Annotated in this window: 14 protein-coding genes; 11 read left to right on the forward strand and 3 right to left on the reverse strand. The window is 67.0% G+C overall.

All coding sequences use genetic code 11. From position 1 onward, the window contains the following. The first annotated feature begins 67 nt into the window (after positions 1–67). From H5T77_RS18305 to H5T77_RS18335, 7 genes are all read left to right on the forward strand, one after another. Positions 68–1,099 carry an alpha/beta fold hydrolase gene (locus H5T77_RS18305; protein WP_292651646.1) on the forward strand — a complete coding sequence of 344 codons (1,032 nt, stop codon included), beginning with the start codon at positions 68–70 and terminating at the stop codon, positions 1,097–1,099. Beyond that, positions 1,096–1,806 carry an alpha/beta fold hydrolase gene (locus H5T77_RS18310; protein WP_292651648.1) on the forward strand — a complete coding sequence of 237 codons (711 nt, stop codon included), beginning with the start codon at positions 1,096–1,098 and terminating at the stop codon, positions 1,804–1,806. The genes H5T77_RS18305 and H5T77_RS18310 overlap by 4 nt, the downstream gene beginning before the upstream one ends. A 110-nt stretch (positions 1,807–1,916) precedes the next feature. Next, complete coding sequence (locus tag H5T77_RS18315) at positions 1,917–3,236, forward strand: phenylacetate--CoA ligase family protein (RefSeq protein ID WP_292651650.1); 1,320 nt, start codon at positions 1,917–1,919, stop codon at positions 3,234–3,236. Beyond that, positions 3,233–4,531: a chorismate-binding protein gene (locus H5T77_RS18320; RefSeq protein ID WP_292651652.1), complete on the forward strand. Its 1,299-nt coding sequence runs from the start codon at positions 3,233–3,235 to the stop codon at positions 4,529–4,531. Before H5T77_RS18315 ends, H5T77_RS18320 begins: the two co-directional genes overlap by 4 nt. After that, complete coding sequence (locus H5T77_RS18325) at positions 4,528–5,181, forward strand: anthranilate synthase component II (RefSeq protein WP_292651653.1); 654 nt, start codon at positions 4,528–4,530, stop codon at positions 5,179–5,181. The genes H5T77_RS18320 and H5T77_RS18325 overlap by 4 nt, the downstream gene beginning before the upstream one ends. A gap of 119 nt (positions 5,182–5,300) precedes the next feature. Further along, complete coding sequence (locus tag H5T77_RS18330; RefSeq protein ID WP_292651655.1) at positions 5,301–7,388, forward strand: non-ribosomal peptide synthetase; 2,088 nt, start codon at positions 5,301–5,303, stop codon at positions 7,386–7,388. A 181-nt stretch (positions 7,389–7,569) separates the two neighbouring features. After that, positions 7,570–8,409 carry an AfsR/SARP family transcriptional regulator gene (locus H5T77_RS18335; RefSeq protein ID WP_292651670.1) on the forward strand — a complete coding sequence of 280 codons (840 nt, stop codon included), beginning with the start codon at positions 7,570–7,572 and terminating at the stop codon, positions 8,407–8,409. Positions 8,410–8,658: 249 nt separating this feature from the next. Here H5T77_RS18335 and H5T77_RS18340 read toward each other — a convergent pair whose 3' ends face one another. Beyond that, positions 8,659–9,444 carry an aminotransferase class IV gene (locus H5T77_RS18340; RefSeq protein ID WP_292651656.1) on the reverse strand — a complete coding sequence of 262 codons (786 nt, stop codon included), beginning with the start codon at positions 9,442–9,444 and terminating at the stop codon, positions 8,659–8,661. Positions 9,445–9,600: 156 nt separating this feature from the next. Here H5T77_RS18340 and putP point away from each other — a divergent pair, with 156 nt between their 5' ends. Beyond that, the gene (gene putP / locus H5T77_RS18345) at positions 9,601–11,115 is read left to right on the forward strand and encodes a sodium/proline symporter PutP (protein WP_292651657.1); all 1,515 of its coding nucleotides are present in this window, start codon (positions 9,601–9,603) and stop codon (positions 11,113–11,115) included. Positions 11,116–11,332: 217 nt separating this feature from the next. After that, positions 11,333–11,536: a cold-shock protein gene (locus H5T77_RS18350; protein ID WP_045547499.1), complete on the forward strand. Its 204-nt coding sequence runs from the start codon at positions 11,333–11,335 to the stop codon at positions 11,534–11,536. Positions 11,537–11,597: 61 nt separating this feature from the next. Here the strand turns inward: H5T77_RS18350 and H5T77_RS18355 are convergent, their stop codons facing one another. Beyond that, on the reverse strand, positions 11,598–12,143 hold the full coding sequence (locus H5T77_RS18355; RefSeq protein ID WP_292651663.1) for a YciI family protein: 546 nt from the start codon (positions 12,141–12,143) through the stop codon (positions 11,598–11,600). Positions 12,144–12,224: 81 nt separating this feature from the next. Between H5T77_RS18355 and H5T77_RS18360 the strand changes: the two genes are divergently transcribed. Continuing rightward, a complete protein-coding gene (locus H5T77_RS18360) occupies positions 12,225–12,653 on the forward strand; it encodes a DUF309 domain-containing protein (protein WP_292651665.1) in 429 nt (142 codons plus the stop codon). A gap of 14 nt (positions 12,654–12,667) precedes the next feature. Here the strand turns inward: H5T77_RS18360 and H5T77_RS18365 are convergent, their stop codons facing one another. Beyond that, positions 12,668–13,507, reverse strand: a complete 840-nt coding sequence (locus H5T77_RS18365; RefSeq protein ID WP_292651667.1) for a helix-turn-helix domain-containing protein — start codon at positions 13,505–13,507, stop codon at positions 12,668–12,670. A 102-nt stretch (positions 13,508–13,609) separates the two neighbouring features. On the opposite strand from H5T77_RS18365, the gene H5T77_RS18370 reads away from it, so the two are divergent. After that, on the forward strand, positions 13,610–13,820 hold a 211-nt coding region (locus H5T77_RS18370; protein ID WP_292651669.1), incomplete at its 3' end, for an SDR family NAD(P)-dependent oxidoreductase.

The following is a 13,820-nucleotide window of genomic DNA, read 5'->3' on the forward strand; positions in this document are numbered from 1 at the left end:
TAACGTGGGCAACGTGACAGCATGCTACCAACTTCTCGTGGCTGCCCTCCCCGGTGGGGGGCCAGGTATGGAGGCACTCGGTCGTCGTCTGAGCGAGACGCGATGGCCGGTGCTGCCACCCGCCGATGGCCGGGCGCGCGGTGTCACGGCATCGACTGTGGAACGGTTCGTCTCCGAGTGGGAGCGGTGGCTCGCCCAACCACAGCGTCCGGGACTTGGTGACCACGACATTCTCGACATCGACGGCCGCGGCATGCACGTGGCCAGGTTCCCCGGGTCCGGTCGAGTCCCGATCCTGCTCCTGCACGGCTGGCCGACCTCCTTCCTCGCGTTCCACCGGGTGATCGAGCCACTACAAGCCTTGGCGTCCGAGGTTGTGCTGGCATCGCTGCCAGGATTCGGTACGTCCCGGCTGCCGCTGGGTCCTTGGTCGGCCGTCGACACCGCGCGGCTCTTGGTTGACGCGATGGCGGCAATGGGCCACGACCGGTTCATCGTCCATGGGCAGGACTGGGGATCGGTGGTGGCTCGCGCGGTCGGCGCGATCGCACCTGACCGGGTCATCGGCGTTCATGTCAGTGCAGGTCTGAAGGGCTTCATGGCTGAAGGGGCGAACGACGGTTCAGCCTGGGGCAGACTGCGGGAGTTCGTGGGGGGTAGCGGCGGATACCTTCATCTGCAGAGCCGTCGCCCGGACTCGCTGGCCTACGCGCTGTCTGATTCGCCAGTCGGACTGCTCGCCTGGCAGCTCGACAAGTACCAGCTGTGGCAGGGCGACCTCGGCGACGACTTTGGGCTCGGAACGGACTTCATTCTGGCCAACGCGACCCTCTACTGGCTGACTGGCAGCGTCGGAAGCAGTATGCGGATCTACTCGATGGACTCAGCAGAGGTCGATGCCATCGCCGGGGGAGTGCCGACCGCGGTGAGCGTGTTCGGCAGCGGAGACTTCGCCGGGCGTGCTGTTTCTGCACGAGAGAACAACCTCGTCGGCTGGTACTCACATGACGGCGGCGGCCACGTCGCCTCGCTTGACTCCGCTGCCGAGTTCATCACGGACCTGGACGACTTCATCAACCGCGTAGGAGTGAACGCATGAACGCCAACAACCCCATCGTGCTCATCGGTGGCAGCGGACTCGGCCCTTGGGCGTGGGACCGGGTCACGCCATTGTTGACGGACCACGGGTTTGAATCCGTGACGCCACGGCTGCGCACCACGGGCGGTGATGCCACCCCAGCAGAAGCCGTCGACCTGGACGCGTGGGTCGAGGACGTCTGCGAGGTGCTGTCTGATCTCACCGAGGCGACCCTGGTCGCCCACTCCTTCGCCGGCTACGTCGCTGCCGGCGTACTGGAGCGGCAACCGCACAGTGTCCGGCGACTGATCTTCATCGACGCGATCCTGCCGAGGCCCAACAAGTCTTGGTTCGATGTCATGGGGTCCGGTGTGGCCACGTTCATGACGGGTCTGGCGCAGGATGGGGCGATCCCCTGGTTCACGCGAGAGCAGCTCGACCAGCTCTATCCGGGGCATGGCATCAGCGATGCTGACTTCGCGTGGATGGGACCGCGGCTGGCCGGGCAGCCGATCGCCACGTACACGCAGGCGGCGATCAAGGAGCCGTTGACCGCAGACGCGGTGCGCGCGGCGTATGTGCGATGCCTGGTCACGAACCCCCCGGTCGAGGACGTGTCCACGGAGCAGCTCGGCTGGGACTACCGCACGCTGGCCACGGGGCACTGGCCGATGGTCACTCACCCCGAGGAGACGGCGCAGGTCATCATGGAGCTGGCCGGCTCATGATCTCGGCAGCCCGCCGGCTCGAGGACTGAGGCGGTTCGGGGCTAAGCGTCGGTATGGCTGAGTGATTGCCTGGAAACCGCAAGGCAACCCCGGGTCGGCACGGTGGGTGCGTGGCGACTTCAACCAAGCACCGAGGACATGAGGTTCTCAAGCGCGCGTGGGAGAGCATGGAGAACCGCTGGGACGGGGACCCGCGCTCGCCCGCCCTGGAATCTTGGCGAGCTGAGCGATTGGAGCAGGTCCGTGCGCTGACCGCGCGCGAGTCCGTGTTCTACTCCCGGAGGGCCGAGCAGATGGGCCCGCAGTGGTCCGGCGAGTTCACCACGAAGGCCGATCTGGTCGAGGCCGGGATGGACATCCTGGCTGGCTCCGTCGCCGAGGCGGAGGTCTACTACGAGACGACCGGCACCACCGGCCCGCCGACGCCGTGCCCTCGCGGAGAGCTGGAGGTGTGGGCCAGCAATCGCACGTTGGTCCGCGCGTGGACATCGATGCTGGCCGAGGACGGGCGCCCTGCTGTGGTGGCGATCATGGGCCCGAGCGAGCTCTACGCCTTCGGCGACGTGTTCGGGTCGGTGGCTCGCACCCTGGGGGTTCCACAGGTCAAGCTTTGGCCGGATTCTCCCCGCGTGGGCCTGTCGAAGGCATTGCGGATTCTGAGGCAGCTGCAGGTGACGCATGTGGTGTGCGCGCCGTCGATGGTGCTCGAGCTGGCCGAGGTCGTCTCGGCCGCGGGACTGAGCTCACAAGACTTCGCCATCAAGCGATTCTTGGTGTTGGGCGAGCTGTCCACGCCTGACTTCCGGTCGAATGCGGAGTCGTTCTGGCCCGGGGCACGGGTATCGCCAGCGATGTACGGGTCCCAGGAGGCGCTGTGCGTCGCGTCGGGTTGGCCGGACGGGTCACTGCGACTGAACGAGCTGAACTACCACTTCGAGTTGGTGAACCCGCACGACGGGTCGCCTGCCGCCGGCCAAGTGGGTGAGCTGGTGGTGACGTCGCTGGTTCCGGGGCTGCGCCCGATGATCCGGTTCAGGACCGGTGACCTGGTTGCGTTGGAGACCGATCCTTGCCATGAGCATCCGGGTCGGAGGCTCACCGTGCTCGGACGGGTGGCGGACCAGGTCTTGACGGGTGACGGTCGGCGGGTCTCTGCCTACGACGTGGAACGCTTGGCGTTGAAGGACGTCCAAGGGTGCTTGGGTTACCAGGTCCTCATCACCGGCTCCAGCCAGCTGCCCGCGGCCCGGCTGCGGCTGTTGGTTCCCGATCCTGCGAACCGTACGCCGGGAGTCGGTGAGGCACTGGGTGAGCTGTTGGCGATGCCGTTGACGGTGGAGTTCACCGACTCACTGAGCCCGCGCACCAAGACTGGCGCGACGGCGAGCTGGAAGACTGCTCGCCTCGTCGACTCACGGTCGTCGCGATGACGCGTCCAGGCGAGCGGGTCGCGTGGTCCCAGCTCGAGGGCGAGCAGTTGCGTGACACCTGGTTGCTGCACGATCAGACGTCGAGCACGCCCACCCTGCTTGCTCGTGGGGTGAGGCTTCGTGTTTCTGTGTTCGTGGGCGGATTCGAGGTCTTCGATCCCGAACATCTGCTGACCCGGGACTGGTGGTCCCTGGGCGAACGGTTCAGGACTCAGCCGTGGATGCTGTTCGACGCTGTGCTGGAGGTCCCCGGCATCCGGGAGGTCGCGACGCAGACACCGGTGTTGTTTCACCTCGCGTTCGAGGCCACGCATGCCGATGACTCGATCCCGTACCCTCCGGGGGTCACCGAGGACACCTTGCTCGCGGAGCTGGTGCTTCCCGAAGCAGTCCACGAGGTCAGCATGGACGGCGGGAGTCGCGAGCGGCCGCAGGCTCCGCCCCGTACGCCGGTGGGTCTTGTCACGCTGCCCGAGACAGGCGCTGAACCGGCAGATGCCTACCGCGCCGCCTTCGAAGCGGTGACCGACCACATCGCCCAAGGCGATGCCTATCAGGTCGTGTTGAGTCACAGCGTCCGTCATCAGGGTTCGATCGGTCCTCGGGCCTTGTTCGACGAGCTCACGAGCCGTTCGCAGGTTCCTTACGCGTTCATGTGGCCCTTGAGCGACGGACGGACGCTGGTGGGCGCGAGTCCGGAGTGTTTCGCCAAGTCCGACGGGGTGGAGCTGCACCTTCACCCGCTGGCCGGCACGGTGCGCCGGTCCGGTGTGGAGGAGCTGGACTCGGCGACGTTGGCTCTCTTCAAGGAGGATGTCAAGGAGCTCGGCGAGCACCTGATGCTGCTCGACCTGTGTCGCGACGACATCGCGAACACCTGTGTCGACGGGTCTGTCGAGGTGCGCAGCGAGTTCGAGGTGGAGGCGTACGGGAACGTATTCCATCTCGCCTCGCACGTGGCAGGGCGACTGGACCGCAGCCGCGGCCCGTTCGAAACCCTGCGGAGGGTCTTCCCTGCCGGGACGATGACGGGCGCTCCGCGGCTCCGGGCGATGGAGATCATCTCTGCCCTGGAACCAGAGGCCCGAGGCGCCTACGCGGGCGTGGTCGGTTGCGCCTACTCCGACGGTCGATTCGACTCGGCCATCTGTATCCGCATGGTCGAAGTGCTGCCGCAGGGTTACCGGATCAGAGCTGCCGGCGGGGTGCTGTGGGACTCGTCCTTGGTGAAGGAGTGGGAGGAAGTGCAGACCAAGCTCTCCGGCCCCCGGCAAGCGGTCAGGACGTGCTCATGAGGGTCCTCGTGGTCGACGCCAGAGACAGTTTCGTGCACGTGCTTGCCGACTACGTAGCCCGGCGGCCCGGTACGGAGGTGGTGATGGTCCGCCCGGACAAGGTAGGTGTCGAGTCGGCTCTGCGAGCGGCCACCGACCCGCACACGGATGCCGTGGTCCTTGGGCCTGGACCCGGGCACCCAGCGCAGTCGTGCCACGTGCCGGTGGCGTTGGCGACGATGAGGACCAAGCCTGTCTTGGGAGTGTGCCTGGGACATCAGGTGCTGGGCCTGTTGGCCGGAGCCTCCATCGAGCAGCTCGACCGCCCGAGGCACGGCTACGTGTCCGGTGTGGTTCATGAGGGTGCGGGGATCTTTGCCGGGGTGCCGGCCGAGGCCAAGGTCGCCCGCTACCACTCGCTGGCTGTTGATCCCGCAACCGCCGGCCCGAGCCTTCGAGTGGTGGCCAATGCCGTCGACGACGGCGTGGTGATGGGTATCGAGGTCGGCGCGCTGGCGGTCGGTGTCCAGTTCCATCCCGAGAGCCATGGCAGCCAGGACGGTCACCGGATCGTGGGCAACTTCCTCGACTCCGTGTCCGCGTCGACCGGTCCCGGCTTGAGGAGCATCTTTCCGACACTTCGAGTCACGGAAACGGACGTGCGAACGTGAACACTCACCAGACGAACACTCACCAGACGACTCTCCGTACCCCTGTGTGGGACGCGATCGGCCCCCGCGGTGCCCGCGAGCTCCTCGCCAGAGTCGCTACCCGATATCGGCCTGACGGCGTGGTCGAGATAGACGATGCCGAGGGGGCGTGGACCTGCGTTCACGACGACGGATATCGCGAGCAGCCGAGGAGTGCCGCCTCCGGCGTCCAGGTGGATGTCGAGCTGATCACCGACGGGGTCGTCCGATCGCCGGCCGCGACGATGTCGGTGGAACGGACTGCCGATCTGGTCAGGTTCGTCGGTCGTGGTCCGATGGCTGGGACGGAGGAGGTTCGCGGTTTCGCCGCCTTGGTGGCTGAGCTGCTGGGAGAGGCTGGGGCCGCAGAGCGGGCCGGTTCCGTGGCTCGAGACGAGCTGGCGGTCGGGATGGGGCCGGTTGAACCAGGACCCACGTTCGGGGTGTGGAGGGCGGTGCTGCGACATGCACTGGAGAGCCCGACGAAGTGCGCCATCGAGGAGGGTGGGCGTTCGACCAGCTATGACGAGCTGGCGAGGTTGGCGGTGGCGAACGCGCGGCTCGTCGCCGGCCACGCACGGCCGCGCGATCCGGTGGCGGTGGCGCTGGGTAGGGGTACGCAGAGTGCGGTGGCCCAGCTGGCTGCGTTCCTGGCCGATTGCCCCGTGGTGCTGATCGACCCTGCCCTCCCGTCGGCGCGGGTGGAGGCGCAGCTGCGCCAGTCGCGGACCGTGGTCGTGGTGGGAGACAGCAGCGCTGACTCCGTGCGACACAGCGCCGCTGCGGCCGGCTTGCGGTTCATCGAAGTAGACATGGACATCGACGACTCGACGATCGACCTGCACGTCGAGCTGAAGGTCTCGCCCCCGCTGGACCCCGATGCCACCAGTCACATCGCATTCACGTCCGGTTCGACGGGTACACCGAAGGCGGTGGAGCTGAGGCACGGGCCGATGGCCAACACCGCGGTCGCGATCGCAGCGGCGTCGGGACTGGGTTCGGACTCACGGGCGTCGTGGTTCTGCCCTCCGGGCGTCGGGCTGGTCCAGGTGGACCTGTTCCCCAGCCTGTGGATGGGAGCGACGGTGGTCGTCGCCCCCGACGCCTTGGGCAGCGATCCACGTACAGCGTGGACGTGGATCGAAGAGCACGGCATCTCTCACTCCCAGATGCCGACGGCCCTCGCTGAGCAGATGATCAAGCTCGACTCAGGAGTATCGGAATCCTTCCGGTCGCTGCGCGTGGCGGGTGAACGCCTGGGCGTGTGGCCCACGATCCGCAGCACCTACCAGGTGCTCAACGTGTACGGGTCCACCGAGGCCAACGTCGTGTCGGTGTGCGACGCGACCCGGCTGGTGCGCGATGTCCCACGCGAACGGCTGTCTGCGGTGCCCATCGGGCGGCCAGTGCGGAACGTGAACATGTACGTGCTGGACTCCGAGCTGAACCCGGTGCCCCGCCGAGTGATCGGCGAGCTGTGCATATCAGGCAGAAGCCTGTCCAAGGGCTACCTGAACGACGAGGCCAAGGCGGCGACGAAGTTCGTCGCGAACCCGATCGACTCGGACCCTTTCCCTGTGCTGTACCGCAGCGGGGACCTGGCCCGTTTCGGTGCCGATGGCGTGGTGGAGGTCGTCGGCCGTATCGACGATGAGGTCAAGATCGACGGTGTCAGGGTTCTGCCGGCGGAGATCGAGCACGAGCTCTTGTCGTTGGACGTGATCGCAGCGGCCGCGGTCGTTGCTCATGAGCCGGGCAACGGGCCGCGGGTGCTGGTCGCCTACATCGACGGTGACAGCGAGATCGACCTCGACGCTGTACGGACGTACTTGGAAACGCGGTTACCAGCGCCGTCTGTGCCTCGCAGGTACGTCACTGGACCGTTGCCGACCGGCCGGAACGGAAAGATCGACCGCTTGACGTTGAGCCAGCAGCCGCTTGATCGCCCCGACCTCAGCGCACAGTTCTCGGTACCGGACGGGGAGCGGGAGGAGCAGTTCTGCGCGCTGTTCGCCGACGTCTTGGCCCTGGCGGCGGTCGGTGCCGACGACGACTTCTTCGAGCTCGGTGGTGGGTCCCTGCAGGCGGCCATGTTGATCGAGCGTGCCGAGTCCGAGTTCGGTGTCGAGATGGACTTCGTGATGTTGGTCGACCGGCCGACGCCGCGCGGCCTGGCCGCGGCGCTGTGACGAAGTCTTAGCCAAGAGAGCCAAACGTTCTTCCGTAAAACAGATCCGCGATGCCCAAGCGTAGTGCAGGGTGGAAGTATGTAACCAAAGTCGCAACACTTTCGCCAGTGGCGTTCTCGGGGCCATGATCGAGCCGAACGTCTCAGGGGAGCAGATGACAGGTCGAAGTTTGGAAGTCAGGATGCTGGGCACTTCTGAGGTGCGCGTACAGGGGGTGCCTGCAGCAGGCTTGCGGGCTGGGAAGACACGAAAGCTCTTTCAGTACCTCGCGATGCGACGAGGACGAGTGATCCCGAAGAGCCAGCTGGTTGATGTCCTGTGGCCGGAGGGAAGCAGCGGGGGCGGCAACGCATCGTTGAAGGTCGCCGTCCACGCGTTGCGCAGGGTGCTCCGTGAGTGCGAGAAGCAGGCGGGCGTCCCGGTGGCCGAGGTGCGATACGTGGATTTCGGGTACGAGCTGGTCACGGACGATGTCTGTGTCGACATCACAGACTTCTCGATGCTCGCGCAGTCCGCGGCGGCAGCTGCTGAAGCCGGGGACGTGGACCTGGCCAAGGCCACCTATGCCGAAGCCGCAGCTCTCTACCATGGGCCGTTTCTGCCCGATGATGAGTCCGAGTGGGCCCGCGAGGAGCGCATGTGGGCTGAATCGCTGTACGTCAAGGTCCTCAACGGCCTGATCGTGATCGCGGTCGCCGAGGGCAGGGAGCTGGCGGCCATCGACCTGTGCAAGCGAGTCGTCTCGTTGGATCCCTACAACGAGGAGATGTACCGCCTCATGATGGAGATGCATGGCAACTGCAGCGAGCTGGGAATGGCGTTGCGCTGGTACAGCGAGTGCGAGGACCGTTTGCGCAACGGCTTAGGGGTGGAACCGAGCGACGAGACACGCGAGTCCTTGGTGCGGGTCCTGGCTCTGTGCGGGGTTGAGTACAGCCCCAACTGGGACCGACAGTTTCGGCTGGGCGAACGCCTCACCCAGCGCCGCCGGGGGTTGAGGGGAGAGCCGTTGGCGGGTTGACCGCCCCCGACGAGCGTACGCCGCCGTTGGCACAGGACGGTTCGAGCGCAGCATCACGCACCAACTCCAAAAGGCCTTCTGACCTGCTGCGAAGCAGATCAGAAGGCCTTTCAGGACTCTCGTTGCACGGGACTCGCGCTCGGGTGGTTGTTCGGAGGAGTCACACGAACGGTCGGGCGACCTTCGCCACGTGGTCGTTGGTCCACAGGTTGGTCACCTGCAGGGGCGTGCCGGTCGGCCAGGTGTGCCTCAGGCTCGTTGCGCCGGGGTGGCTGCGTAGATCCGCTGCAGGTCGGTGATCACCGGGTCGTCCGGATCGAAGCCGTGGTCGTCGATCATGCTGATGGGGCGTACGCCGATGCTCGCGTTGGTCGCGAACGCAGCTCGCATCTCGCCGATCTGATCGACCGGGACGGTCCGTACGTCGTGCATGCCGGCGGCTTGGAGGAGTGTCATGGTCACCCCGGGGAGGACCGGGGCGTCAGGCCAGAGCACGGATCCGTCGGCGGTGACGAAGCCGATGTTCCAGGTGCTTCCCTCGGAGACGTTCGTGCTGCTGGGGTCGGTGAACAGGACGTCGTCGAAGCCCGCCCTCTTGGCCGCGAACCGTAGGTGGAGGGGGCTGAAGAGGCCGACGTGCTTCATCTCCGGGGTGTCGCGCTGGAAGACGACCGTCCTGACTCGCAGCGGCGCAAGCGGCCCGGTGCCGCTGGGGCGGGTGGTGATCAGGTGCACGGGCTGTGCGGTGACCGTCCCGAGGTTCCCGAGGTGGATCGCCGGGTCGAACACGGTCACCCGCAGCGTGTAGGAGCCGGATGACCCGGCGATCGCCGCGCGGATGTCGGACACCAACGCGTCTCGGTCGAGATCGACATCGAAGACGACTCGGGCGTTGCCGATCAGGCGTTCGATGTGCAGGTCGAGGCCGCGTACGGCGCCTTCCTCGACGTGCATCGAGGTGAAGTGGCCATAGCCGGTCAGGGCGAGCGCGGACAGCTGGGCAGCGGTCGCCTCGGTGCCATGGATGGTCGCCATGGCGACCAGCCTGCCACGGTCTGCGCGGGACGGCGGGCCGGTGCCAAGCGGCCTCAGGCGTGGGGTACCGCGGTCATGAGGTGCCGATCACAGTCAAACGCGGTCTACGGGTTAGGTTCTGCGGCGGCATTCCCCCGATCCTGGAGTTCTCTCTCGATGTCAGACCTGACCTATCAAATCCTGGCGCTGGTGGCCTATCTGGTCGCCATGCTCGGCATCGGCGCCTGGGCGTACCGGCGCACCTCGAACCTCGACGACTACATGCTGGGCGGCCGTGGACTCGGCCCGATGGTGAGTGCGTTGAGTGCGGGTGCCTCGGACATGTCCGGGTGGCTTCTCATGGGCCTTCCCGGCGCGATCTACGCGTCCGGGCTGATGGAGGGCTGGATCGCTGTCGGCCTGACCGTCGGCGCCTGGCTCAACTGGAAGATCGTGGCGCCGCGGCTGCGGACGTACACGGAGGTCTCGGGCGACTCGATCACCGTGCCCAGCTTCTTGGAGAGCCGGCTCAAGGACAGCTCGCGACTGCTCCGGATCGCCTCCGGCCTGGTCATCCTGGTCTTCTTCACCTTCTACGTCTCCTCGGGCCTGGTCGCCGGCGGCGTCTTCTTCGAGAGCTCCTTCAACACCGAGTTCCACACCGGCCTGCTGGTGGTCGCCGCCGTCGTGGTGGCGTACACGCTCTTCGGTGGCTTCCTCGCCGTCTCCTACACCGACTTCGTGCAGGGCACGATCATGCTGCTCGCGCTGATCCTGGTGCCGGTCGTCGGTGTCTTCGTGACCGGTGGGCCGTCCGAGACCCTGGACAGCATCCGTGCCGTCGACCCGGCGCGGCTGAGCATGGTCGAAGGGGCAACCTTCCTCGGTGTCGTCTCCGCTCTGGCGTGGGGTCTGGGCTACTTCGGCCAGCCGCACATCATCGTCCGGTTCATGGCCCTGCGTACGGCGGGGGAGGCCGCCGCCGCGCGGCGGATCGGCATCGGCTGGATGCTGCTGAGCCTCTTCGGCGCGGTCGGCACCGCCCTGGTGGGCATCGCCTACTACCAGCAGAACCCCGACGCGACGCTCACGGACCCGGAGGCGGTCTTCATCGCCCTGGGTCAGATCCTCTTCCACCCGCTCGTCGCGGGCGTCATGCTCGCCGCGGTGCTCGCAGCGATCATGAGCACGATCTCCTCGCAGCTCCTGGTGACCTCCTCGGCCCTGGTGGAGGACCTCTACAAGGCGGTCTTCAAGAGCGACGCCTCTGACCGCCAGTTGGTCATGTTCGGCCGGCTAGCGGTGCTGGGGGTCGCGATCGTGGCGGCCGTGCTGGCCTGGCCGAAGAGCGGGACCGTACTCGACCTGGTCGCCTACGCCTGGGCGGGCTTCGGCGCTTCCTTCGGCCCGATCATCCTGCTGGCGCTGTGGTGGCGGAAGCTCACCGCGGCCGGCGCTCTGGCCGGTCTGGTGGTCGGTGCGGTGACGGTCGTCGTGTGGGGCAACATCGACGCGCTCAGCTCGCAGATGTACGAGATCGTGCCGGGCTTCGTCCTCAACTCGGTCGTCGCGGTATTGGTCAGCCTGCTGACCTACAGGGCGAACCCGGCCATCGAGGCCGAGTTCGACGAGACGATCCGGTTGCTCGACGCCGGTGCCGAAGGACCGAGCGGGGAGGCGGCGCGGGCCTGATCCGCCGCGCCGAAGAACGTCGAAACCCCGAATCCGGAGCGGATGCGGTACAGTCGGTCTTGTTGAAGGGACGGGCACAAAGCCGTCCTGGCCGCACACCAAGTCGCGGCTTGTATCTTTTACTTCTGGTTTTCGGTTCGCTGGACATCAGCTCAGGTGTGGATGTCTTCAGCAGCTCGGGGCACAGTGTCCCGGCACCGAACAAAGGAACAAGATCATGGCTCAGGGAACTGTCAAGTGGTTCAACGCTGACAAGGGCTTCGGCTTCATCGCGCAGGACGGTGGCGGCGAGGACGTGTTCGTTCACTTCTCCGCTATCCAGACCAACGGTTACAAGTCGCTCGACGAGAACCAGAAGGTCGAGTTCGACGTCACCGCCGGCCCCAAGGGCCCGCAGGCTGAGAACGTCCGCGTCTCCTGATTTAACTCGAAGGGCCCCGACTGCTTCTGCAGTCGGGGCCATTCGTGCATTTGCGGGTGTCCTAGTCGGACCGCCCGCCGAAGTCCCACTGGTGGACCTCGAACGACGCGAAGCTGTCGGGGGAGAGGACCTGCTGGGCTGCGCCAGCAGAGGCTGCCTGCAGCAGCACCGCCGCGCCGAGGACCATGGATCCGTCGTCCGACAGGAGCGGCCCGCATGCGATCAGGTCGTCGCCGCGCGGCAGCTCGGTCGGCTCCGCCTCAGGCTCGGAGAGGCCGAGAACGAGGTATCGATCGGCATCGGACCGGCGGTCGTCGAAGTCCCACATGGTGCGACCGAGCGTGTTGTGCCACCGCCGCAGCAGCACGTCACGATAGGCGCCGGCCTGGTAGCCGGGCTCCTCGAAGGCGAAGGCGCGAGCTGCGGTCGCATCGGGGAGATCGAGGATGTGTACGCTCCCGGTCATTGTCTCGTCGCTGGTGAAGGTCGGTCCGCGGGCGATCATCGTCGCGGCGTACTGGTCCATGTAGGTCCAATGCTCCTCGACCATCTGGATGCGCAGCGGCGTCGACCCTGAGCGGTCGCGGTGGTAGCAGAAGAACTCCATGGGCTGAGCGTCACTGGCCCAGCCGTCCCGCGCAATCGGTTATCTCAGCGGGTCCGTATGGTGGGAGCCGAGGAGGCTGACATGGTGAGCGATCGCGATCGGAACGATCAAGGACGTGCGCAGCAGGCTCGACCGCGCGACGCACTCGGGCGTCCGCTGCCGTACGGCGAGGTCGGCGTCGAGCCGATCTCCGAGGAGCCGTTACCTCCCGACGAGACCCTGGCGTACGCCCGCAGGCTGCTCGACGACGGGCGCCCCTTCGCGGCCCACGAGGCCCTCGAGGTCCGGTGGAAGTCGTGCCCCGAGGACGAGCGCGAGCTGTGGCAGGGGCTGGCTCAGCTGTGCGTGGGGCTGACCCACCACGAGCGCGGGAACTCCGTCGGTGCCGCGCGCCTGATCGACCGGGCAGCGGGTCGGCTCGAAGCGTACGAACAGACCGCCGGGCCGACCTACGGTGTCGACCTCGGGGAAGTCATCGGATGTGCCCGAGGCCGGGTGCAAGGCGGCTGAGCCGCGTGCCGCGATCAGCGGGTCTTCTGTTCCTCGGCTCTGGTCGCATCCAGAGTGCCCAGCAGCCGCAGCGCCTCGGCGCTGGGTGAGCCGGGGTCGGCGTGGTACACGACGAGCTGCTGCCCGGGGCTGGAACGGACGTCGAAGGCTTCCATCCGAAGCGTCACCTCGCCGACGTCGGGGTGGTGGAACCGCTTGGACTCGTGGCGCTTGCCGCGCGCATCCTGCCGGGCCCACAGGCGCGTGAAGTCCGTGCTCTGCTCGCTGACAGTGCGTAGAACCTCGCGGATGCGTGGGTCGTGCGGTGCGTCGCCGTGGAGGAGGCGGAAGCCAGCCACCGTGTTCGCCGCAACCTGCTCCCAGTCGGGGTAGAAGGTCCGCGCTGTGGGGTCCAGGAACACCTTGACGAGCAGATTGGTCCCGTGACGGAACCCGTCGAAGAGGGCGTACGCCAGACGGTTCCCGGCCAGGACGTCGTAGGCCCGGCCCAGCACGAGGGCAGGGGTGTTCGGCCACAGCTCCAGCAGCTGGAGCAGCTGGGGGTCGACGCGCTCGGGGAGGATCGCGCGGGACGACGCCGGCGCCAGCCCGGCGATCCGGTAGAGATGCAGCCGGGCTTCATCGTCGAGGCGGAAGACCTGGCTGAGCGCGTCGAGCACCTGGGCCGACGGGTTACGTTCGCGGCCCTGTTCCAGGCGGACGTAGTAGTCGACGCTCATTCCGGCCAGCATCGCGACCTCCTCCCGACGCAGACCCGGGACCCGGCGTACGCCGATGCTCGGCACCTTCACGTCGTCGGGGCCCACGCGGGCGCGCCGACTGCGCAGATAGTCACCAAGGGGAGTCGAGGCCATGACTTCGATGCTAGAGCGAACGAGACGTCGACGGGTGGGTGCGCTGCTCCCAGGTTCAGCGCGGCCTTCATGGGAGCTGTTGAACGCAGCAGGGTTTGAGGCATGACGGAAACGAAGACATCCAAGACAGTCCTGGTGACCGGTGCCAGCAGCGGGATCGGTGAGGCAACCGCTCGCCGCCTGGCTGCCGAGGGCCACCACGTGATCCTGACCGCCCGGCGTACGGAGCGCCTCGAGACGGTCGCCGCCGAGCTCCGCGACAGCGGACACAGCGCCGAGGCCCGTGGTCTCGACGTCAGCGACCGGGCCGCGG

The sequence above is a fragment of the Nocardioides sp. genome (assembly GCF_014360585.1).
GTDB lineage: Bacteria > Actinomycetota > Actinomycetes > Propionibacteriales > Nocardioidaceae > Nocardioides.